The organism is Microbacterium sp. K24, assembly GCF_004794465.1.
Taxonomy (GTDB): domain Bacteria; phylum Actinomycetota; class Actinomycetes; order Actinomycetales; family Microbacteriaceae; genus Microbacterium.
The window spans coordinates 14,790-35,572 of the sequence record NZ_SSDJ01000155.1 but is presented as its reverse complement, the minus strand read 5'-3'; the positions used below and the strand labels follow the sequence as shown (position 1 = coordinate 35,572).

The window sequence follows — 20,783 nt, the reverse complement described above, 5'->3', positions numbered from 1 at the left end:
CGCCGGAGTACGCACGCGACGCCCGCCCCGCACGCAGCGCTCGTCGCCTGCGCGCCGCGCTGCGCCGCACGGTGCGCGGCGTCTCTCCGGTGTTCCGCTCCGTGGTGAGCGTCGACACCGCTCGCAAGGTCGTCGTCCTCACGCTCGACGACGGCCCTGATCCGGAGTGGACCCCTCGCATCCTCGACGAGCTCGCCCGGCGCGGCGCGACGGCGACGTTCTTCGTGCTGCTCACCCGCACCAGCGCGCACTCCGAGCTCCTGAAGAGGATCGTCGCAGAGGGGCACGAGATCGCCCTGCACGGGGCTGACCACCGGCGACTCACCACGTGGACGGGCGCCGAGGCTCTGCGGATGCTGCAGTCGTCGCGTGCCGAGCTCGAGCAGCTGTCCGGCGTCCCGATCCGCTGGTACCGGCCCCCGTACGGAGCCCTGTCGCCGGCGACCTGGCAGGCGGTTCACCGAGCGGGCATGACCCCGGTGCTCTGGACGACCAGCGTCCTCGACGGGCGCGATGCGGAGCATTCGGAGCGGCTCGCCCGAGCGACGTCAGGAATCGAGGCGGGAGCCATCGTCCTCGCCCACGACTCCCGCGCCGGTGCAGCCGACGGCGTCGACGACCCGGAGATCGAACCGTTCGATCGGGTGGCGCTCATCTCGGATGTCCTCGACGAGTACGAGAAGCGGGGGCTTCGAGCTGTCTCGCTGGCGAACGCGCTGCTCTCCGGTCGGCCGCGCCGACGCATGGTGCTCGTCGGCTGACGACGCCACTCGGACGTCGTCAGCCGGCGAGGCTCAGCGGGCGACCACCGGCGCGAGCGGGGCGCCGATCACGCGCGTCTGCAGGGACACGCCCAGCAGGTCCACGACCTTCCCCGGCAGAGCCGAGATCCCGACGCCCGGCACGGCCGTCGTGAGCTGCCACGTCGCGGCATCCACGATCGGGGCACCTTCGGTCAGCACCGACTTCGTGTCGTTGCCGGTCAGCGACCGGAACTCCTCGATCGTGGTGATGCCGCGGGTGCCGTTGGGACCATCCGCCCAGCAGGCGAAGTTCGCGGGCGACGAAGCGGATGACCGGTGGTACAGATTGGCGTCCTGCGAGATGCCGAACTGACTGCCCGACCACTTGTTCGTCAGGTCCTGCACGAGCATCGGGCACGCCTGGCCGCCGTAGGAGAGGATGTTGTTCCGCACGACCACGTCGCTGGTGATCCACGGGATCAGCGAGCTGATGCTCTTGATCTCCTGCCGGCGCTCGTCCTGCATATAGGTGATCGTCCGCCCGTTGTCGACGATGGTGTTGTTCCAGATGTCGACGTCGCCCGAGTCGAAGACGAACACACCGCTGTTGCCGTTGCCGATGATGTAGTTGCCTGCCACCGTCGCCGTCTGACTGAGCTCGATCTCGAGCCCCTCGCGTCCGTTGCCCTCGAACACGTTGTTCGTGATGTTGAGCTTCGAGCTCGAGACGTCGAACCACAGGCCTTTCGACCCGACGTTGTCGGAGATGATGCTGCCCGACACGGTCACGTTCGACGCGCGGGACATCTTCACCCCGCCGGCGACCGGCGTGTAGTTGAACTTCGCGGCGTTGTTGCCGGTCACGAGCGAGTTCTGCACCGTCAGGTTCTCGGCGTCGTTCACCGCGATGCCCAGCAGTCCGTTGCCGGTGACGGTGAGGTTGCGCAACGTCTTGTCGTCGTTCCATACGAAGAGACCGACCGTCGCGTTGTCACGGATCACCATGTTCTCCAGGGTGAGCCCGTTGACCTCGGCGCTCACGGCGCCGAGCATCGCGACGGTCGTGGCGTAGCGCTGCACGCCGATGCCGCGGACCGTGGTGCCTTCGCCCTGGATCTTCAGGGCCTTGGCGAGCGCGCTCGCCTCGACCGCGTGATCCGCCGGGTCGTCGCCGACGACGATCTGCTTCGCACCCTGATCCACGAAGAAGGTGCCGGCGGTGACTGCCGAGCGGCTGCCGACCTGCGTCAGCGGCGCGCCGTCGAACCAGACCTGATCGGGGTGACCGGCGAGAGGGTTCGCACCGTTGACCCACCAGCTGGTCTCGTCCTGGCCTTGGCTGAACGACACACGGCTGTCGAAGAAGGTGCTCCACGGCGCCGCCCAGGTGCTGCCGGACTGCGACCAACCGGTGACCGGCTTGGATCCGTCGAGCCACACCGCCTCACCGGGCGCCGATTGGATCGTCAGCTTCTTGGAGAAGGGCACCGAGACGCTCTCGCGGTACACACCCGCGCGCAGCACGATCGTCGCACCGCTGGGGGCCGCATCGATCGCCCGCTGCGCTCCCGCCACCGGGTTCGCCTTCGTACCGCTGCCCGAGCTGCGAGTGCCGTCCGGCACCACGTAGATCGCGTCGGCGGGAGCCGGGTACGAGGTCTGGCCGACGGGAAGGGATCCTGCCGTGCCACTGCCGGATGCCGGTGGGGTCACCGGTGGAGTGATGGGCGGAGTCACCGGAGGCGTGACGGGCGGCGTGGTCGGCTCCGGCGTCGGAGTCGGCGTGGGAGTCGGAGTCGGCGTCGGAGTCGGCGTCGGAGTCGGAGTCGGAGTCGGCGTCGGCGTGGGAGTCGGCGTCGGGGTCGGCTCCGTCGTCGGAGTCGGCGTAGGAGTGGGCTCCGTCGTCGGCGTGGGAGTGGGCTCCGTCGTCGGCGTGGGAGTGGGCTCCGTCGTCGGGGTCGGCGTCGGCTCCTGGGTCGGAACCGGCGTCGGCTCCGGCGCCGCTGTCGGCTCCGGGACGGGCGTCGGGACCGGCTCGGGCGCGGGCTGCAGATCTTCGGAGCTCACGCTGAGGTCGTCGACGCTCACGTCCAACGGCCGATTGCCCGGCGACATGTATGTCTGGATACCGGGCGTACCAGCGGTCCGGACGGCGTCCGCCGATCCATCCGTCACCTTCATCTGCCACTTCGGGGTATCGGTGCCGACGATCCAGGCGCGCGCCCGCACGGTCACGTCGTCGGTGCCGTCGGCCTCGATCTCGACCCGTACGGCGGCGCCCTCGGGCACCTCGCCGATGAGGAGGAGGTCCTGACGGATCACGGTCTGGGTGTCGTTCGCGTCGTAGCGGCCGATCGAGAGCACGCCGCGCGACTGGGTGTCGAGCCGGAAACGAGCACCGTAGTAGCCCGACTCGCTGTTGCGTGTCGTGACGATGGTCGTCGCGCCATAGCCCGCCGTCGGGACCGCGGAGTATCGGATCGTCGCACCCACGGTCGCGTCGGTCGCCGTCGCCGTCGTCGCGACGTGAATGCTCCGGTGGCCGCCGCTGGTGGCGATCACACCGGCGTCGTCACTCACCGACACATCGGATGCGGGGGACGAGACGTAGCCGTCGCCCCACCCTCCCGCCGTCGTACGGGTGAACGTGTCGGTCCAGGTTTCGGAACCATCGGCATCCGTCGAGGTCTGCACAGCGCCCGAGGCGAGTGCGCTGCCACGTTCGGGAGCCGAGGCATCGACGGCGGCTCCCGCGGCCGACGGGACGGCGAGTGCGCCGATCACAAGCGCGACGGTCATCGCGGTCCAGATCGATCGAGGGGTGTGCGGACGGTTCGACGATCGCTGGGACGCGACCTGGTGGAACGAAGTCATAGGGGAGAGCCCGGGCCTTTTCGTGGGGGATCGTGCTTCTGACAGCGAGCTCGGGCGATCCGTCACCGGTTGCATCGACGTCACGATACGACCGTGTTCTTGCGGGAACCACTCGAGTTCTGGCCCCTCCCCGCTGCGCACCATACCCCATGAACCTGGAAAAGCTCCCGCATCCCCGGTCTGTCATGGGGCATCCGATAGAGTCGTCGGATACGGCTGTGGGGGCCGTGGACGGCAGGGGATGGCCGTCCGCTCTGTGACGCCACCACGGACACCGACGTTTTCACGAGGGGGATCATGAAGGGCATCATTCTTGCGGGCGGATCCGGAACGCGCCTGCATCCGATCACGCTGGGCGTCTCGAAGCAGCTGATCCCGGTGTACGACAAGCCGATGGTGTACTACCCGCTGTCGACGCTCATGCTCGCGGGCATCCGCGACATCCTGGTGATCACCACGCCTCACGACGCCGCGCACTTCGAGCGACTCCTCGGCGACGGCTCGCAGTTCGGCATCTCGCTGACGTTCGCTCAGCAGCCCTCGCCCGACGGGCTGGCGCAGGCGTTCACGATCGGCGCGGACTTCATCGGCGACGACAGCGTCGCGCTGGTGCTCGGCGACAACCTGCTCTACGGTCCCGGCCTCGGCACGCAGCTGAAGCGCTTCGCCGACATCGACGGCGGCGCGGTCTTCGCCTACTGGGTCGCCGAGCCGGAGGCGTACGGCGTCGTCGCCTTCGACGCCGACGGCCAGGCCGTCTCGCTCGAGGAGAAGCCGCAGAACCCGCAGAGCAACTATGCCGTTCCGGGTCTCTACTTCTTCGACAACGACGTGGTCGAGATCGCCCGCGACCTCGCGCCCAGCGCGCGCGGCGAGTACGAGATCACCGACGTGAACCGCGCGTACCTGGAGCGCGGGAAGCTGCAGGTCGAGGTGCTGCCCCGCGGCACCGCCTGGCTCGACACGGGGACGTTCGACCAGATGACGGATGCCGCCGACTACGTGCGCACCATGGAGCGCCGCACCGGTATGAAGATCGGCGTGCCCGAGGAGGTCGCCTGGCGGCAGGGGTTCCTCGACGACGATCAGCTGCGCTCGCGCGCCGAGGCTCTCGTGAAGTCGGGCTACGGCTCCTACCTGCTCGACCTGCTGGAGAGGGGCCGCGCATGACCCGCCTGCTCGTGACCGGCGGCGCCGGTTTCATCGGATCCAACTTCGTGCATCACGTCGTCGCGCACACCGATGCGCACGTCACGGTGCTCGACAAGCTCACCTATGCGGGCAACCGCGCGTCGCTCGCGGGCCTCCCCGACGACCGCGTCGAACTCGTCGAGGGCGACATCGCGGATGCCGAGCTCGTCGACGCGCTCTTCGCGAAGGCCGACGCGGTGGTGCACTACGCGGCCGAGTCGCACAACGACAACTCGCTGCACGACCCGCGTCCGTTCCTCGACACGAACATCATCGGCACGTACACGCTTCTCGAGGCCGCGCGCCGGCACGAGCGCCGCTTCCACCACATCTCGACCGACGAGGTCTACGGCGACCTCGAGCTCGACGATCCGCAGCGCTTCACCGAGCAGACGCCGTACAACCCGTCGTCGCCGTACTCCTCGACCAAGGCGGGCAGCGACCTGCTGGTGCGCGCGTGGGTGCGGTCGTTCGGCGTGCAGGCCACGATCTCGAACTGCTCGAACAACTACGGCCCGTACCAGCACGTCGAGAAGTTCATCCCCCGCCAGATCACCAACGTCATCCGCGGCATCCGCCCCAAGCTGTACGGCGCAGGACAGAACGTGCGCGACTGGATCCACGCCGACGACCACTCCTCGGCCGTCCTGACCATCCTCGAGAAGGGGGCGATCGGCGAGACGTACCTGATCGGCGCCGACGGCGAGAAGGACAACAAGTCCGTGGTCGAGCTGATCCTCACGCAGATGGGCCTCCCGGCCGACGCCTACGACCACGTCACCGATCGCGCGGGTCACGACCTGCGCTACGCGATCGACTCGACGAAGCTGCGCACCGAGCTCGGCTGGCGTCCGCAGTACTCCGACTTCGAGTCCGGGCTCGCCTCGACGATCGACTGGTACCGCGCGAACGAGGAGTGGTGGGCGCCGTCGAAGGACGCGACCGAGTCCTTCTACGCCGCCAAGGGGCAGTGACCACGATGACGGAGTTCGGCAAGACGCTCACGGTCACCGAGACCCCCATCCCGGGGCTGCTGCTGGTCGAGCTGCCCGTGCACGGAGACTCGCGGGGCTGGTTCAAGGAGAACTGGCAGCGCGAGAAGATGGTCGCCGCGGGGCTGCCCGACTTCGGCCCGGTACAGAACAACGTCTCGTTCAACGACGCGGTCGGCACGACGCGGGGCATCCACGCCGAGCCGTGGGACAAGTGGGTGTCGGTCGCGACGGGCCGGATCTTCGGCGCCTGGGTCGATCTGCGTGCGGGCGAATCGTTCGGCGCGGTCTTCACGACCGAGATCGATCCGTCGCGCGCGATCCTCGTGCCGCGCGGCGTCGGGAACTCGTATCAGACCCTCGAACCCGACACCGCGTACACGTATCTCGTCAACGACCACTGGTCGCCCGACGCCGCGTACTCCTTCCTGAACCTCGCCGACGAGACCGCGGCGATCGCCTGGCCGATCCCGCTCTCCGAGGTGGAGATCTCGCCGAAGGACCTCGCGCACCCGCGTCTCGCGGACGTCACCCCGATCGAGCCGCGCAAGACGCTGGTGATCGGTGCGGCCGGACAACTCGGACTCGCGCTGCGCGACGCGCTCGGCGACGCCGCGCATATCGAGTACGCCACGCGCGAGACGCTCGACCTGCGGTCCGACCTGACGACCGCACGACGCTGGCGCGACTACGGCACGATCATCAATGCCGCGGCGTACACGGCCGTCGACCTCGCCGAGACCCCGGACGGACGGCAGGACGCCTGGGCGGCGAACGTCACCGGTGTCGCGGCGCTCGCGCGCATCGCGACCGAGAACGGCATCACGCTCGTCCACGTCTCGAGCGACTACGTCTTCGACGGCACGAACGACGGCCCCTACACCGAGACCGATGCGGTGCGTCCGCTCGGCGTCTACGGCCAGACGAAGGCCGCCGGCGACGCCGTGGTCGCCACGGTGCCGAGGCACTACATCCTGCGCACGTCATGGGTGATCGGCGAGGGCCGCAACTTCGTGCGCACCATGGCATCGCTCGCCGAGCGCGGGATCGCTCCCCGCGTCGTCGGAGACCAGATCGGCCGCCTGACGTTCACCGACGACCTCGCCGGCGCGATCGTGCACCTGCTGTCGCACGAGGCGCCCTCCGGCGTCTACAACGTGACGGGCGCGGGCGAACCGCGCTCCTGGGCCGACATCGCCCGCGCGGTCTATCGGCTCACGGGGCACGATCCCGCCGCTGTGACCGACGTGTCGACCGAGGCGTACTTCGCCGATCAGTCCGGCCCCGTCGCCCCGCGGCCGCTCAACAGCGTGCTCGATCTGAGCCGTATCACGGCGACCGGCTGGACGCCCCGCGACACGGACGCCACCCTCGAGGAGTACCTCGCGACGTCGGCAGACGGAGCCTAGAGCTCGCCCGGCTTCATCGCCTCGACGTCGATCGCCCGGATGACGCGCTGCGCGGCGGTGTCGGGCTTCGGCTCGGACGCGACGGCGGCGGTCTTCCGGCGCCGCTGCGGCGCGTAGACCACGAGCGAGTGGAACAGGAACCGGGCGAAGAACGCGACGATCAGCGAGAGCGCGGTCGCGAGCACGCTCGAGATGTGCCAGCTCTCGACCATCAGCGCCATCACCGGGATCCGCAGCGCGGCTTCGACGTTGTTGAATGTGAACGACGTGGCGAAGCGGATGCCGAGACCACGGGCATCCGTGCGCATGTCGGCGAACACGAACCGCTCCTGCAGGAGGAAGTTGCCGACGATCGTGATCTCGGCTCCGATGATGGCCGCCCAGACGTAGGGCACGCCCGCCACCGTGAGCGCCCACATGATGGCCAGGTTCGCCACGGCGCCGATCAGCCCGATCAGGGCGAACAGCGACATCTTCCCGAACCGCAGGCGTGCGAGGTGGGCGAGGAAGGTCCAGCCTTGACGCAGGCTGGCCTTGGAGCTGCCGTGCCGGCGTTCGGCGAACTCCATCGGCACCTCGGCGATGCGCAGGTCGGTGCGCGCGAGGATCTCGAGCAGCACCTTGAAGCCCCGGGGCTGGAGCGCGTCGAGGTCGAGACGGCTGCGGTCGACGAGGAAGAACCCGGTCATGGGGTCGGTGCTGCGCGCGAGGCGGATGGGGAACATCGCCCGCGTCAGCCAGGTCGCGGCGCGCGAGACGCCGAAGCGCACGGCCGTGCCGAGACCGCTCGTGTCGCCGCCGCCGATGTACCGGGAGGCGGCGACCAGGTCGGCGTCGCCCGCCGCGTGCCGGTCGAGGAGCGCGGGGAGGAGCTCGGGCGGATGCTGCAGGTCTCCGTCCATCACGATGCAGACGTCGGATGCCGCGGCGCCGAGACCTGTGACCACGGCGCCGCCGAGGCCGCCGCTGTTCTCCGCGCGATGGATCACCCGCACGGGGATCGGCGCATCGGCCGCGACCCTGGCGACCTCGGCCGCGGTGTCGTCGCTGCTGTCGTCGATGAAGAGGATCTCGGCTTCGCGTCCGGCGAGCGCGGCGGCGGTGCGCGCGACGAGCTCCGCGACATTGTCGCGTTCGTTGAACGTCGGCACGATGACCGTGACCCCTGCCCCCACGTGCTCCCCCGCTCCTGCCGTGCGCATCGTCTGCGGCACCCATCGTTTCACGGGTTCCTATGGGTCGGGAAACCGGTTCTGCTACAGTGGGTGATCGCGGCTGTGGGAGTCGCGAAGCGGGTGGGGATCCGCTTACTGGGGAATTTCTGATCTGGGGAGATCATGGGGACGCGTATCGGCTATGCCGTTGGTGCTTTCGACCTGTTTCACGTCGGGCATCTGAACCTTCTTCGTCACGCCAAGCAGCAGTGCGACATTCTGATCGCCGGCGTCGTGAGCGACGAGATGCTGCGCCAGGTGAAGGGCATCGAGCCCGTCATCCCGACGGCGGAGCGTGCGGAGATCGTGAAGCACATCTCATTCGTCGACGACGTCTACGTCGAGACGACGCCGTCGAAGATGGACTCGTGGCGAGACGTGCAGTTCACGCACTTCTTCAAGGGCGACGACTGGCGGGGCACCGAGAAGGGCCTGCGCCTGGAGCGCGAGTTCGCCGAGGTGGGCGTCGAGGTCGTGTACTTCCCGTACACCGCCCACACGTCGAGCTCGACGCTGCGTCGCGCTCTCGACGCCATCACGGCGGGCGCGAACGTCCCCGCCGCCGCGATGTCGCGCTGAATCAGTTCGCGACGCCGAGCAGGCTCCGCGCCATCCGCGCGACGTGCGGGGGCGTGTGCGGGCCGAGCCAGACCGTCCACTGCGCGGGCGGTTCGGTGCACGTCCACTCCACGCACCAGGCGTGCACGGCGCCGGCCAGCCGCTCACCCTTCGCGTGCGCGCGGATGCCGTCACCGCGCACCAGCCACCGCACCGACACCCCCTCCGGCACGTCGATGTGGCGGAACTGGATCCGTGCCGCGGCCTCGAGGATGATGACGCCCTGCGCATCCCAGGGCAGCCGCGCGGCGATGCCCGCGATCATCGCGCCGTCCGCCGCGTCACCGGCGATGAGCAGGGCTCCGTCGATGTTCTCCCAGTCGGGATCGTCCAGGTGCTCGCTCGCGCTGCTCATGCCAGAAGTATAGGTAAGGGTAGCCTTACCTGGCAAGAGCAGTAGGCGGAATCTTCTGTCTACCGCCGCAGATCCCTGCGCGTCAACGCACTTGTGCGCGGGTCACGGCGGAGAGCACGCTGGGCCGGTGAACACATCGTCGCGTCCTCAGCGCCCCCGGCGCGCGACCGGCATCGTCGCCGCCCTGGCACTGTCCGCCGCCCTTGCGGGATGCGGGCTCACGATCCCCGCCGACCCGGACGGCACGCTGGACGCCGTCACCGGCGGAGAGCTCCGGATCGGCACCTCCCCCGACGGCGATCTCGTCGAGGTGGCGAACGGCACGCCGTCCGGCAGCATCGTCGATCTCGTCGACGACTTCGCCGACAGCATCCAGGCGGAACCCGACTGGACGGTCGCGTCGGAGGAGACCCTCGTCACCATGCTCGAGGCGGGCGACCTCGACCTGATCGCCGGCGGCATCACATCGGACACGCCCTGGGTCGAGCGTGCCGGCGTCAGCCGCGGGTACACGGGCATCGACGGCGCGGAGGGACGAGAGATCGTCATGCTGGTGCCGCTCGGCGAGAACGCGTTCCTCACCGCCCTCGAGACCTTCCTCGACCAAGAGGTCGGCTCATGAACGACACGGGACAGTTCGGCCGGATCACCCTCCCTCCCGAGCAGCAGCGTGCGATCCGCAGCGCGGTGAAGTGGGAGATCTTCACGATCGTCTACACCTCGATCACGATCGCCGTGATCGCTCTCGTGGTGGGCAACTCCCAGGCGATGCGGACGGCGTGGATCGAGGACATGCTCTCCCTCATCCCCCAGATCGCGTTCCTCACCGCCCTGATCTTCGTGCGGCGGCGCCCCACGCTGAAGCACCCGTACGGCCTGCACCGCGCGATGGGGATCGGACATCTCGTCGCCGGTGTCGCCCTGCTCGCGGTCGGGCTCAACCTCGCGTTCGAATCGGCCGTCGGACTCGTCGCCGGCGAGCATCCGACGATCGGCACCGTCGTGCTGTGGGGCCACACCATCTGGCTCGGCTGGCTGATGGTGATCGTCATGGCCGTGGTCATCATCGGACCGGTCTTCTTCTACGGGCCGGCGAAATCGAAGCTCGCCCCCGTGCTCCACAACAAGCTGCTGTATGCCGACGCCGACATGGCGAAGGCGGACTGGCAGACCACCGTCGCCTCGATCGTCGGAGTGCTCGGCGTGGGAGCGGGCGTGTGGTGGCTCGACGGCGCGGCCGCCGTGTTCATCTCCCTCGGCATCATCTGGGACGGCTTCCGCAACACGAGGGCCGCGATCGTCGACCTCATGGATCAGCGCGCCCGCACATACGACAGCAAGAAGCCCCACCCGCTCGCCGCCGACATCGCCGCCTACCTGCGCGATCTCCCGTGGGTCTCGGATGCCGCGGTGCGGATGCGCGACCAGGGACAGGTCTTCCACATCGAGGCGTTCGTCGTGCCGCGCCGACGCAAGGTCACGGTGCACGAGCTGACCGAGACCGCCGAAGGGATCGCGGCGCTCGACTGGAAGGTGCAGGACGTGGTGATCGTCCCGGCGGAGCGTCTGCCCGACGAGGCCGACACCGGACGCTGACCCCGCCGCTCCCGGAGCCCACCCAGCCGGGCGGCCGTAGGCTGGAACCATGACTTCTCCCGCTTCTGACACGATCACGATGTTCGGCGCCGAGTGGTGCAGCGACTGCCGCCGCACCAAGAAGCAGCTCGATGAGCTGGGCGTCGAGTACACCTACGTCGACCTCGAGGCCGACCCCTCGGCGGCCGACGTCGCGAAGGAGATCTCGGGCCGCATGAACATCCCGGTGGTGCTCTACCCGGACGCCTCGCACCACGTCGAGCCGTCGAACGCCGACGTCGAGTCGAAGCTGCGCGAACTCGCTCTGATCTGACCGCACTCCTCCTCGCGATGAGAGCCGCGCCGATACACTGGCGCGATGAGCACTGAGGCTCGATCCGAACGCGCATCCGTCCGCCTGTCTCCGCGTACCGTCGTGCTGTATGCGATCGGTTCGGTCGGCACCGGCGGCTACGCCACCCTCCCGGGGCTGGTCCTCACGTACTTCCTGACCGACAACCTCGGTGTGGCCGCGCTGGCGGCGGGATTGATCGTCACCCTCGCGAAGATCTGGGACGTGATCATCGACCCGCTGATCGGGGCGGCATCGGATCGCCAGCTCGCGCGCACCGGCTCGCGGCGCGGCTTCATGGTCACCGGTGCTCTCACGCTGCCGCTGTGCTTCGCGCTCACGTTCGCGGTGCCGCCGTCATGGGGTCCGGTCGCCGGAGCCGTCTGCGTGCTGCTGGCGTTCCTCGCGACGGCCACCGCGTTCAGCCTGTTCCAGGTGCCGTACGTCGCCCTCCCCGCGGAGCTGACCGGGAGCTATGACGAGCGCACGCGCCTGCTCGGCTGGCGGGTCGTCGTGCTCACCGCCGCGATCCTGCTGTTCGGCGCCGGCGGACCCGCTCTGCGCAACGCCGGATCCGACCCCGTGCTCGGCTACCTCGTGATGGGCATCGCGGCCGGTGTCGTGATCGGCGTCGGCATGCTGATCGCCGCACGGACCGCCGCGCCTGCGACGAGCGTCCCCGCGGTTGCGGCATCCGTCGCCCCCGCCTCGCCCTGGCGGGATCAGTACCTCTCCGGGTTCCGCGCGCTGCGGCGCAGCCAGCCGTTCCGCGCGCTCCTGGGCACGTTCCTGCTGCAGGCGCTGGCGACCGGAACGATGCTGGCCGGCGCGCAGTACGTCGCGACGTGGGTGCTGCGCTCGGAGGACGCGGTGACGCTCGTGTTCATCGCGCTCGTCGGTCCTGCGCTGATCGCGACCCCCGCCTGGACGATCATCGCCCGGCGGATCGGCAAGGAGCGCGCCTTCGCGATCGCGAGCGTCCTGTTCGCCGCGGCCGCGCTCACCATCACGGCAGCGGTCTGGGCGCCGGGCGCATGGATCTACGCCTCGGTCGCCGTGGCCGGAATCGCGTACGCCGGGCTGCAGTCGCTGCCGATGGCGATGCTGCCCGACGTCATCTCGCACGATGAGCGCACCAGCGGCCCCGGCCAGGCCGGCACGTTCACCGGCATCTGGACGGCGGGCGAGACGGTCGGCTTCGCCCTCGGCGCGACCGCCGTGTCGCTGACCCTCGCCGCGACCGGATACGTCTCTACGGTCGCGGGCGCGTCCGTGCAACAGCCGGATGCCGCCATCACGGGCATCGTGCTCAGCTTCAGCATCCTTCCCGCGGCGCTGATGGCCGCCAGCCTGCTGGCCCTGCGTCGCTACGGCCTCCGCCGGCATGACATCGACGTCGCCCCCGCACCCGGCGCATAAGCTGGGATCCCGTCCGAAGGAGACGCCGATGACTTCTGCGACCACGCCCGCCGCTCCGTCCCGGGCTGACGAGCCCGCACCGAAGGCCGCAGCTCCGGCACTCGACGAGGGCGTGCGCGACCGCCTAGACGGCGCGATCGACCAGCTCCAGGTCGGCGCCCGGACGTGGTCGGCGCTGACCGTCGCGCAGCGCGTGACACTGCTCCGGGCCGTGCGCACGAGCGTCGCCGCCTCGGCCGAGGACTGGGCGACGACCGCCTCCGCGTCGAAGGGCCTCGATGCACGGCATCCGCTCGCCGGCGAGGAGTGGCTCAGCGGCCCCTACAGCGTGCTCGGCGCTCTCGACGCGTACATCGAGACCCTCTCCCGGCTGGCGGAAGGCAGGAATCCGCTCGACGGCATCCGGATCGGCCGGGCACCGGGAGGCCGCACGCGCGTGCAGGCGTTCCCGTTGACGGGCATCGACCGCTTCCTGCTGTCGGGCTACACCGGCGAGGTCTGGCTGGAGCCGGGCGTCACCCCGAACGCTGCGCGCGCCGGCGCCGGGCTCGCACAGCGCACGCCCGCCGCACCCGCCGGCGTCGGCCTCGTGCTCGGCGCGGGCAACATCACCTCGATCCCGGTGCTCGACGTGATGTACGAACTCCTCGCCCACAACCGCACCGTCCTGCTCAAGGTGAACCCGACGCAGGATGCGCTCGTGCCGGTGTACAAGCGGGCGCTCGCTCCCCTCATCGAGCCGGGATTCCTGCGGATCGTGCGCGGCGGTCCCGAGGTGGGCGCCTACCTCACGGGTCACCCCGGTCTCGCGCATGTGCACATCACCGGTTCGGCCGCGACCTTCGACGCGATCGTCTGGGGTCCGTCGAAAGGCGCGGGCGCCGCGGCGACGAAGCGGCGCCGGCGCGAGAACCGCCCGCAGTTAAAGAAGCCGATCACGGCGGAGCTCGGCGGCGTGTCCCCGATCATCATCGTGCCCGGCCGGTGGACGGATGCCGACATCACCTATCACGCGGAGCACGTCGCGACGATGCGGCTGCAGAACTCCGGCCACAACTGCATCGCGGGCCAGGTCGTCATCCTCTCCTCCGACTGGGATCAGGCCGACGCCTTCCGCGCGGCGCTCCGCCGGGCCTATGCCGGTGCCCCCGAGCGCCCCGTCTGGTATCCCGGTTCGCCGTCGCGGATGCACCTCGCGACGGACGCGTATCCGGATGCCCTCGTGCTCGGCGAGCGGCTCCTCGTCGAGATCGAGGGCGACGACGACCCTGCGGCGCTCCAGACGACCGAGTACTTCTCTCCCGTGCTCGGCGTGGTCACCGTGCCCGGCACGGGCCAGGCCTTCCTCGACGCCGCCGTCGCCCACGCGAACGAGAAGCTCCAGGGCACGCTCGGGGCGAACCTGCTGATCGACCCGGTCACCGAGAAGGCGCTCGGCGCGGGATTCGAGCGGGCGATCACGGCCTTGCACTACGGATCGATCGCGATCAACGGCTGGACCGCCTTCGGCTTCATCACCCCGACCATGACCTGGGGCGCCTTCCCCGGCAACACGATCGACGACGTCGGCAGCGGCATCGGGGTCGTGCACAACGCGCTGCTGCTCGATCGGGTCGAGCGCTCCGTGATCCGCGGTCCGTTCCGACCCCTGCCGCGCTCGCTGCCGCTGCTCAACGGCGGCGGTCGCCTGACGATCCTGCCCAAGCCGCCGTGGTTCGTCTCGGCGCGCACCGGTGCCGCCGTCAGCGAGGGCCTCACCCGCTACCGGGCGACCGGCGGCGTGGTCGGACTCGTGAAGACGCTGCTCCGCGCGATGCGCGCCTGACGTTTCCCGTTCGTTGAGCGAGGAGCGCAGCGACGAGACGAAACGTCAACGACCGGACGGAGCGGCGAACCGGTCGGTCGCGTCGCGCAGGGCCTGCTGGATGCCGGGCTCCGCGGCCGAGTGGCCGGCGTCGTCGACCACGACGAACTCCGCCTCCGGCCACGCCCGATGCAGGTCCCACGCGGTCATCATCGGCGTGCACACGTCGTGACGGCCCTGCACGATGACAGCGGGGATGTGACGGATGCCACCCACACCCGCGATCAGCTGCCCTTCCGTCCACCAGCCGCGGTTCACGAAGAAGTGGTTCTCGATGCGCGCGAAGGCGGTGGCGTTGCGCGCGTCCGACATGGCGGCGATCTGCGCGGCATCCGGGCGGAGCGTGACGGTCGACGCCTCCCAGGTCGACCAGGCGACCGCGGCCGGAACGTGCACGGCGGGGTCGGGGTCGAACAGCCGGCGGTGGTAGGCCTCGATCATGCGCGAGCGCTCCAGCACCGGGATCGGAGCGAGGAACTCCTCCCAGAGGTCGGGGAACAGCGCCGCGGCGCCACCCTCGTAGAACCACTCGAGCTCCTCGCGCCGCAGCGTGAAGATCCCCCGCAGCACGAGCTCGGTCACGGCATCCGGATGGGCTTGCGCGTAGGCGAGCGCCAGCGCGCTCCCCCAGGAGCCCCCGAAGACCTGCCACTTCGCGATGCCGAGGTTCTTTCGCAGCAGCTCGATGTCGGCGATCAGGTGCGCGGTCGTGAGGAAGCGGAAGTCCGCGTCGGGAGCACTCGCGTGCGGGGTGCTGCGTCCGCAGCCGCGCTGATCGAGCAGCACGATCCGGTAGACGGCAGGGTCGAAGAACCGCCGCTGCCAGGGCGAGGTCCCACTCCCCGGTCCACCATGCAGGAACACGACCGGCTTGCCGTCCGGGTTGCCGCTGGCCTCCCAGTACACGCGGTGGCCGTCGCCGACGAGCAGTTCGCCCGTCTCGTACGGCTCGATCGGCGGATACAGCGCATCCAGGTTCATCGTCATCGATCCCCCAGGGTCATCGGGTGCTACAGGTCGCCCGCGGCGGCGGTCAACGGCTGGGCGCAGACGCCGAGTCCGTTCTGGAAACCCTGCGCGAACCAGTCGGTGCGCTGCTCGCTCGATCCGTGCGTGAAGCTCTCGGGGTTCACCGTGCCGGACGACTGCTCCTGGATGTTGTCGTCGCCGACCACGAACGCCGCGTTGAGGGCGTCCGTGATCTCCGCCTCGGTGGGCTTCACGAGGTACGGGTCGCCGTCGGCATCCGTCTGCTGCGAGATCTGTCCGATCCAGGCACCGGCGTAGCAGTCGGCCTGCAGTTCGATCCGCACCCCGTTGCTGTCGGGGCCGGTGCCGTTGTTCGGGTAGCGCTCCATGTCGCCCGTGATGTTCTGGATGTGGTGGCCCCACTCGTGCCCGACGATGTAGAGCTGCGCGAGATTCCCGGCGGATGCTCCGAACTGCTGCTGCATGAGCTGGAAGAACGTGGGGTCGATGTACACGGTCAGGTCGGGCGGGCAGTAGAACGGACCGACGGCGTTGGAGGCCGTGCCGCACGCCGTGTTCGTCGCGCCGTCGACCACGATCAGCTGCGGGGCGCTGTAGTTCTCGACGTTCTCGCCCCAGAAGTCGTCGAGGGCGAGCTGTGCCCCCGCCATCCGGCAGTCGACGTTCTCGTTGGCATCCTGACCGGTGTCGCAGTTCTCGATCACCGAGCCGCCGGCGGGCTCCGTGCCGCCGCCGGGAGCGGCTCCGCCTCCGAGCAGACCGGTGAGGTCGATTCCCAGCAGCGGCCCGGCGATCAGCGCGATGATGCCGAGCACCCCCACGACACCGCCGCCGGCGATGGCGGTGTTGCGTCCGCGTCGACGCGTGGTGTTGTTCGAGAGGTCGGCGTCGGGATTGAAGGTCATGCGACGAGGGTACTCTGCGCGACGGACGAGCAACGGACGTAGGCTCGAAGACATGACGACGACGATCACCATCACGGGCGCGGGCGGACAGATCGGCTACGCGCTGCTGTTCCGGATCGCGGCCGGAGACCTGCTCGGACCGGACGAGAAGGTGCGGCTCCGGCTGCTGGAGATTCCGCAGGGACTGGCCGCCGCGGAGGGCGCGGCGCTCGAACTGCAGGACGGCGCCTTCGGCCTGCTGCAGCACGTCGAGGTGACAGACGACCCTGCGGTGGGTTTCGACGGCGCGGACCTCGCGCTCCTCGTCGGCGCTCGTCCGCGCGGACCGGGCATGGAGCGCGCCGACCTCCTCGCAGCCAACGCCGGCATCTTCGGTCCTCAGGGCGCCGCGATCGCGGCGAACGCGGCATCCGACGTGCGGGTCACGGTCGTCGGCAACCCGGCCAACACGAACGCGCTGATCGCGGCGGCATCCGCGGAGGGCATGCCCGCCGAGCGCTTCACGGCGCTCACCCGGCTGGACGAGAACCGTGCGCGGGCGCAGCTCGCTCTGACCCTCGGCGCACCGGTCGACACCGTCCGGCGCGTGCCGATCTGGGGAAACCACTCGGCGACGCAGTTCCCCGACATCTCTCACGCGACCGTCGGCGGACGACCGGTCGCCGAGGCGCTCGAGCAGATCGTGGGCGATGTGCCGGCCTGGCTCGACCAGACCTTCATCCCTCGCGTCGCGAAGCGCGGTGCCGAGATCATCGAGGTGCGCGGATCGTCATCGGTGGCGTCCGCCGCGAACGCCGCCATCGACCATGTGCGCGACTGGGTGCACGGCACCGAGGACTGGACATCGGCCGGCGTCGTCTCGCGCGGCGAGTACGGCGTGCCGGAGGGCCTGATCTCGTCGTTCCCGGTGCGCTCCGTCGACGGGGAATGGCAGATTGTGGAAGGGCTGGAGCTCAGCGATTTCGCTCGCGCCCGCATCGACGCGTCGGTCGCCGAGCTGGTCGAGGAGCGCGAGGCGGTGCGGTCGCTCGGCATGCTGTGAGTCTGGTCACCGCGCGGGGCCGGATCAAGGCAGAATGGATCCCGGAGGTGCGCGATGAGCGAGACGATGGAACCCACGAAGGGAGCGGCATCGGTCGACGACGCCCTCACCAGCCCTCTGCACCTGCCGCATGCGGCAGCGGAGTGCCCCAAGTGCTTCACCGAGCTGCAGCAGAACCGCGACTGGTGGCTCGCCCGCCCGGTCGGATCGCGTCTGGTCGGACTCGTCGTCTCCCGCGAGGGCATGCCGTCGGTGGTCGAGCAGCGCGAAGACCTCACCCGCTTCGGCGTGCCGATCGAGGGCTTCCGTCACCCGGCTCCCGACATCCTGGAGAGCTGGAGCGACCGGCTCGGCCGGCTCATCGCGACGCTCAACGTCGGCGACGTGCTGGTCGTCGCGAACATCAACGCGCTCGGCCGCGACGCCGAAGAGGGTGCGCGCACGGCCTCGGAGCTTCGCCGCCACGGCATCATCGTCAAGGTGCTGAGCCACGACGCGCGCCACCTCGCCGACGCGACCCGCTGAGCCGCGCGGCCGCGCTGCGGCCGTCAGTCGCCGTCGGAGTCGCTCTGATTCCGCAGCACCTCGTCGTCGAGCAGGGGGAGATCGGCCCGCGTGACGACCTGCGAGGTCACGGCGTACTCCACCAGGCGCGCGCGCCGGTTCGTCGCGAGCTTGCCGGCGCCGCCGCGAAGCCCCTGAACGCCCATGCGGTCGAGCTTGTCGCACACGTTGTCGAGCTTGCGGTTGAACTTGCTCATGGTCCATCCGAGGCGCTGGGCCGCGGCACTCGACGACGGCAGCTCGTTCATGCTCACGCCCTCGCGCCGGAGCATCGGCTCGGCGAGCGCGACGATGAGCTGCTTCTGCAGCGGCGTGAAGCTGGCGGGCATGACCGTGGTCTCACCGCTCATCGACGCCTCGACCTGTCGCGAGACCTCGTACGGAGCCTCCTCGGTGTGCAGGCTCAGCTCGTACGTGAAGGGGCCGGCGGTGAACACGATCACGCTGCGCTCGAAGACGAGCGGCATCCGCGCACCCGGCGAGAGCCACGACTGCACGGCGCCGCCGGCGCTGGAGATCGTCGCGGCCAGGCGTACGCCGACGTTCGCCAGCCACCACAGCCCGTCGCGATGCCGCAGCTCGAGGAAGTGCCGATGGAGATAGGGGTTGTCATCGATCTCGAGGTCGCCCTCTCGGCCGATGATGAACGGCCGGTCGGTCGGCAGATCATGCCACTCCCCGGCGAACTCGAGCCGCAGCGGCACGACCTCACGCACGGCCGTCGGCACGGCGCTGTCGATCTCCGTCGTTGGATTCACATCAGTCACGGAAAGACCCCCCACGCAACATCCTGCCATGAGGGGGCCGTCACCGTGAGAAGTCGGTGCGTGGTGGTGTTCTGCGACGGATGCTCAGAGGCGGTAGGCGCCCGACTCGAAGTCCGCCAGGTTGCGCAGCGTATAGGCGATGGTGGAGTCGAAGTACGCCTCGAAGGAGTCGAAGTCGTCGATGATGCCCGAAGGGTCGAGCGAGAGGACCTGACTCGCGACGCGCCCGTCGACCACCGGCATGGCCGCGAACAGCGGCATCTCCAGATCCACGGCGATCGGCAGCAGCGTCGCCGAGGAGTACCCCTCGGCGAGAGCCTGCGGCGGGGCCGAGTCGATCCAGGCGGTGAAGGCATCGCGGTGCTCGCCGCCGGCGAGCTGTTCCAGACTCAGCAGGTCCTGCGTCTCGAAGAACGCCGGCCAGCCGTCCGCCGCCTCCAGGAACGACCGGTGCCCCGGGTCGAGGGTGAGACCGGTGTGCTCCTCGAACGCGTCGACCCGTGCCGGCGGGGCCGCCACGGCAGGGAGCGTGTAGGGGAACAGCTTGTCGACATCGAGCTTCGCGATGCGCTCTTTGACACGCACCAGTTCGACGATCTTCGTGGGCCAGTCGGTCATCATTCCCTCACTATGAAGATCGTCGGATTGTGTCCCACCGGGTAGCGGTTGACCTGCCCGGCGAGGCTCGAGTTCACACGGCTAGTGTAGTCGCCCCATCCCGGCGGCTTGCCCTGCCCGACCCAGGTCGAGTCGGGCACGTGCGCGACGATGCCCTGGTAGGGGTTGCCGTCGGCGAGCGCGCGAGCGCGTTCGAGGCGTGCTTCCCGGCGCGCTTCCCGGCTGATCTCTCCGGCGGTGCTCACGCGGCCGGAGCCCGACAGCGAGCCGTCGGCGAGATACTGGTTGCTGCGATTCACGTAGTCGTGGAACTGCGCGATCTCCGCGGGCGATGCGCCCTCGGGAACGTGGAACTCGACCGGACCGTCGCCACCCGGGTTCGGGAGGTCCGGACCGTGGACGGGACCGTCAGGCATGCCGTCGGGCGTGCGGTCGATGTCGGCCACACCGTCCTGGTTGCGCCGCTGCTGACGCTTCAGGAGGCGCGGCACATCGCCGACCCCCCGCAGGTGCACGGGGGCATCGTCGAGCGCCCGCATGATCGGGCGGAAGACCTCATCGCCGATTCTCGTCATCCGTCAGTCCCCCGTGATGTTCAGGCTCGAAAGGTCGGCCGCCAGGTTGTCGATCAGCGTCTCGATGTCGCCCGCGTGCATCTCGAGATCGCTCTCCGCGGCCTCCAGCGCCGCCAGATCGGCGTAGAACTCATCGGAATCGCCTGCGACCGCCTCGACCACCGGAGCATCGAGCGCCGCCATGATCACGGCGGGCAGCTCTTCGGCCAGAGGCTCGATGACCATCGGCAGCACCTGGTTCAGAACCTGCTCGATCGCGATGTCGACGGCGGCGTTCAGCAGCTTCTTCTTGATCAGGAGCATCGGCCCCGCACCCATCGCGGTGAGCGGGTTCGTCAGCATCCCGACCAGGGTGATCAGCGTCGTCGTCACGTCGGCGATGACCTTGATCTTCAGGCCGGTGACGACACCCGCAGCGATCTCCATCCCCGGAGGAACCGGACCCATGACATCGAGCAGCTTCTGCAGGTTCTGCGAGCGGTTCGTGTTCCACGCGGAGACGAACGCCGGTCCCGCCTGCCCGCGCATGGCGGCGGCGAGATCGCCGTTGACCTTCGTGTCGACGGCCTGCAGGCGACCCTCCAGCTCGTCGCGGAACGTGCCGATGATGGTCGCGCCGCGGCGCACCTCGTCCTCATCGATATCCGGCCATTCGAACCCGAGCTTCTCCATGACCCAGATCAGCTCGTTCGGCAACATCATCCCCACGGCGACAC

Annotated in this window: 21 protein-coding genes; 12 read left to right on the top strand and 9 right to left on the bottom strand. The window is 69.5% G+C overall.

Annotated features, from left to right (window positions below; translation table 11 throughout):
- A partial coding sequence (locus DW306_RS20410) for a polysaccharide deacetylase family protein (protein ID WP_342670871.1) occupies positions 1-761 on the top strand: 761 nt, incomplete at its 5' end.
- A 33-nt stretch (positions 762-794) separates the two neighbouring features.
- On the opposite strand, the gene DW306_RS20405 is transcribed toward DW306_RS20410, so the two are convergent.
- Complete coding sequence (locus DW306_RS20405; protein ID WP_136057402.1) at positions 795-3,542, bottom strand: right-handed parallel beta-helix repeat-containing protein; 2,748 nt, start codon at positions 3,540-3,542, stop codon at positions 795-797.
- A gap of 372 nt (positions 3,543-3,914) precedes the next feature.
- Between DW306_RS20405 and rfbA the strand changes: the two genes are divergently transcribed.
- From rfbA to DW306_RS20390, 3 genes are read left to right on the top strand one after another with little or no spacing between them, the layout of a single operon-like run.
- Positions 3,915-4,787: a glucose-1-phosphate thymidylyltransferase RfbA gene (gene rfbA, locus DW306_RS20400; RefSeq protein WP_136057401.1), complete on the top strand. Its 873-nt coding sequence runs from the start codon at positions 3,915-3,917 to the stop codon at positions 4,785-4,787.
- Complete coding sequence (rfbB, locus tag DW306_RS20395; protein ID WP_136057400.1) at positions 4,784-5,782, top strand: dTDP-glucose 4,6-dehydratase; 999 nt, start codon at positions 4,784-4,786, stop codon at positions 5,780-5,782. The genes rfbA and rfbB overlap by 4 nt, the downstream gene beginning before the upstream one ends.
- Before the next feature lie 5 nt (positions 5,783-5,787).
- The gene (locus DW306_RS20390) at positions 5,788-7,209 is read left to right on the top strand and encodes a bifunctional dTDP-4-dehydrorhamnose 3,5-epimerase family protein/NAD(P)-dependent oxidoreductase (protein WP_136057409.1); all 1,422 of its coding nucleotides are present in this window, start codon (positions 5,788-5,790) and stop codon (positions 7,207-7,209) included.
- On the opposite strand, the gene DW306_RS20385 is transcribed toward DW306_RS20390, so the two are convergent.
- Positions 7,206-8,411: a glycosyltransferase family 2 protein gene (locus DW306_RS20385; protein ID WP_136057408.1), complete on the bottom strand. Its 1,206-nt coding sequence runs from the start codon at positions 8,409-8,411 to the stop codon at positions 7,206-7,208. The genes DW306_RS20390 and DW306_RS20385 overlap by 4 nt on opposite strands.
- Positions 8,412-8,546: 135 nt before the next feature.
- Between DW306_RS20385 and DW306_RS20380 the strand changes: the two genes are divergently transcribed.
- Positions 8,547-9,002 (top strand): adenylyltransferase/cytidyltransferase family protein, encoded by a 456-nt coding sequence (locus DW306_RS20380; RefSeq protein ID WP_136057399.1) that lies wholly within the window; start codon positions 8,547-8,549, stop codon positions 9,000-9,002.
- Position 9,003: 1 nt separating this feature from the next.
- Here the strand turns inward: DW306_RS20380 and DW306_RS20375 are convergent, their stop codons facing one another.
- Positions 9,004-9,396, bottom strand: a complete 393-nt coding sequence (locus DW306_RS20375; protein ID WP_136057398.1) for an SIP domain-containing protein — start codon at positions 9,394-9,396, stop codon at positions 9,004-9,006.
- 127 nt (positions 9,397-9,523) lie between these two features.
- On the opposite strand from DW306_RS20375, the gene DW306_RS20370 reads away from it, so the two are divergent.
- The 5 genes from DW306_RS20370 to DW306_RS20350 are packed head-to-tail and all read left to right on the top strand — an operon-like array spanning position 9,524 to position 14,567.
- A complete protein-coding gene (locus tag DW306_RS20370) occupies positions 9,524-10,018 on the top strand; it encodes a transporter substrate-binding domain-containing protein (RefSeq protein WP_240747292.1) in 495 nt (164 codons plus the stop codon).
- Entirely contained in the window at positions 10,015-10,992 is a 978-nt protein-coding gene (locus DW306_RS20365; protein ID WP_136057397.1) for a cation transporter, read from the top strand. The genes DW306_RS20370 and DW306_RS20365 overlap by 4 nt, the downstream gene beginning before the upstream one ends.
- Positions 10,993-11,041: 49 nt before the next feature.
- Positions 11,042-11,305: a glutaredoxin domain-containing protein gene (locus DW306_RS20360; RefSeq protein WP_136057396.1), complete on the top strand. Its 264-nt coding sequence runs from the start codon at positions 11,042-11,044 to the stop codon at positions 11,303-11,305.
- A gap of 45 nt (positions 11,306-11,350) precedes the next feature.
- A complete protein-coding gene (locus tag DW306_RS20355; protein WP_136057395.1) occupies positions 11,351-12,742 on the top strand; it encodes an MFS transporter in 1,392 nt (463 codons plus the stop codon).
- 28 nt (positions 12,743-12,770) lie between these two features.
- Complete coding sequence (locus DW306_RS20350; protein WP_136057394.1) at positions 12,771-14,567, top strand: aldehyde dehydrogenase family protein; 1,797 nt, start codon at positions 12,771-12,773, stop codon at positions 14,565-14,567.
- Between the two features lie 45 nt (positions 14,568-14,612).
- On the opposite strand, the gene pip is transcribed toward DW306_RS20350, so the two are convergent.
- Complete coding sequence (gene pip / locus DW306_RS20345) at positions 14,613-15,593, bottom strand: prolyl aminopeptidase (protein WP_205814221.1); 981 nt, start codon at positions 15,591-15,593, stop codon at positions 14,613-14,615.
- A 23-nt stretch (positions 15,594-15,616) separates the two neighbouring features.
- The gene (locus tag DW306_RS20340; RefSeq protein ID WP_136057393.1) at positions 15,617-16,501 is read right to left on the bottom strand and encodes a neutral zinc metallopeptidase; all 885 of its coding nucleotides are present in this window, start codon (positions 16,499-16,501) and stop codon (positions 15,617-15,619) included.
- Between the two features lie 52 nt (positions 16,502-16,553).
- On the opposite strand from DW306_RS20340, the gene DW306_RS20335 reads away from it, so the two are divergent.
- Both DW306_RS20335 and DW306_RS20330 read left to right on the top strand, forming a co-directional pair.
- Positions 16,554-17,543, top strand: a complete 990-nt coding sequence (locus DW306_RS20335; protein WP_136057392.1) for a malate dehydrogenase — start codon at positions 16,554-16,556, stop codon at positions 17,541-17,543.
- A gap of 54 nt (positions 17,544-17,597) precedes the next feature.
- On the top strand, positions 17,598-18,068 hold the full coding sequence (locus DW306_RS20330) for a dehydrogenase (protein ID WP_136057391.1): 471 nt from the start codon (positions 17,598-17,600) through the stop codon (positions 18,066-18,068).
- A gap of 23 nt (positions 18,069-18,091) precedes the next feature.
- On the opposite strand, the gene DW306_RS20325 is transcribed toward DW306_RS20330, so the two are convergent.
- From DW306_RS20325 to DW306_RS20310, 4 genes are all read right to left on the bottom strand, one after another.
- The gene (locus DW306_RS20325; RefSeq protein ID WP_240747293.1) at positions 18,092-18,865 is read right to left on the bottom strand and encodes a hypothetical protein; all 774 of its coding nucleotides are present in this window, start codon (positions 18,863-18,865) and stop codon (positions 18,092-18,094) included.
- 93 nt (positions 18,866-18,958) lie between these two features.
- Entirely contained in the window at positions 18,959-19,495 is a 537-nt protein-coding gene (locus tag DW306_RS20320) for a hypothetical protein (protein WP_136057390.1), read from the bottom strand.
- Positions 19,492-20,067, bottom strand: coding sequence for a hypothetical protein (locus DW306_RS20315; protein WP_136057389.1), 576 nt, complete (start codon positions 20,065-20,067; stop codon positions 19,492-19,494). Before DW306_RS20315 ends, DW306_RS20320 begins: the two co-directional genes overlap by 4 nt.
- Positions 20,068-20,070: 3 nt before the next feature.
- Positions 20,071-20,769: a hypothetical protein gene (locus DW306_RS20310; protein ID WP_136057388.1), complete on the bottom strand. Its 699-nt coding sequence runs from the start codon at positions 20,767-20,769 to the stop codon at positions 20,071-20,073.
- Positions 20,770-20,783 lie beyond the last annotated feature (14 nt).

Bases quoted from the DNA above. Each gene is read 5' to 3' on its own strand.
- DW306_RS20405 (WP_136057402.1), bottom strand. From the start codon at position 3,542: ATGACCGTCGCGCTTGTGATCGGCGCACTCGCCGTCCCGTCGGCCGCG.
- rfbA (WP_136057401.1), top strand. From the start codon at position 3,915: ATGAAGGGCATCATTCTTGCGGGCGGATCCGGAACGCGCCTGCATCCG.
- rfbB (WP_136057400.1), top strand. From the start codon at position 4,784: ATGACCCGCCTGCTCGTGACCGGCGGCGCCGGTTTCATCGGATCCAAC.
- DW306_RS20390 (WP_136057409.1), top strand. From the start codon at position 5,788: ATGACGGAGTTCGGCAAGACGCTCACGGTCACCGAGACCCCCATCCCG.
- DW306_RS20385 (WP_136057408.1), bottom strand. From the start codon at position 8,411: ATGCGCACGGCAGGAGCGGGGGAGCACGTGGGGGCAGGGGTCACGGTC.
- DW306_RS20380 (WP_136057399.1), top strand. From the start codon at position 8,547: ATGGGGACGCGTATCGGCTATGCCGTTGGTGCTTTCGACCTGTTTCAC.
- DW306_RS20375 (WP_136057398.1), bottom strand. From the start codon at position 9,396: ATGAGCAGCGCGAGCGAGCACCTGGACGATCCCGACTGGGAGAACATC.
- DW306_RS20365 (WP_136057397.1), top strand. From the start codon at position 10,015: ATGAACGACACGGGACAGTTCGGCCGGATCACCCTCCCTCCCGAGCAG.
- DW306_RS20360 (WP_136057396.1), top strand. From the start codon at position 11,042: ATGACTTCTCCCGCTTCTGACACGATCACGATGTTCGGCGCCGAGTGG.
- DW306_RS20355 (WP_136057395.1), top strand. From the start codon at position 11,351: ATGAGCACTGAGGCTCGATCCGAACGCGCATCCGTCCGCCTGTCTCCG.
- DW306_RS20350 (WP_136057394.1), top strand. From the start codon at position 12,771: ATGACTTCTGCGACCACGCCCGCCGCTCCGTCCCGGGCTGACGAGCCC.
- pip (WP_205814221.1), bottom strand. From the start codon at position 15,593: ATGACGATGAACCTGGATGCGCTGTATCCGCCGATCGAGCCGTACGAG.
- DW306_RS20340 (WP_136057393.1), bottom strand. From the start codon at position 16,501: ATGACCTTCAATCCCGACGCCGACCTCTCGAACAACACCACGCGTCGA.
- DW306_RS20335 (WP_136057392.1), top strand. From the start codon at position 16,554: ATGACGACGACGATCACCATCACGGGCGCGGGCGGACAGATCGGCTAC.
- DW306_RS20330 (WP_136057391.1), top strand. From the start codon at position 17,598: ATGAGCGAGACGATGGAACCCACGAAGGGAGCGGCATCGGTCGACGAC.
- DW306_RS20320 (WP_136057390.1), bottom strand. From the start codon at position 19,495: ATGATGACCGACTGGCCCACGAAGATCGTCGAACTGGTGCGTGTCAAA.
- DW306_RS20315 (WP_136057389.1), bottom strand. From the start codon at position 20,067: ATGACGAGAATCGGCGATGAGGTCTTCCGCCCGATCATGCGGGCGCTC.
- DW306_RS20310 (WP_136057388.1), bottom strand. From the start codon at position 20,769: ATGATGTTGCCGAACGAGCTGATCTGGGTCATGGAGAAGCTCGGGTTC.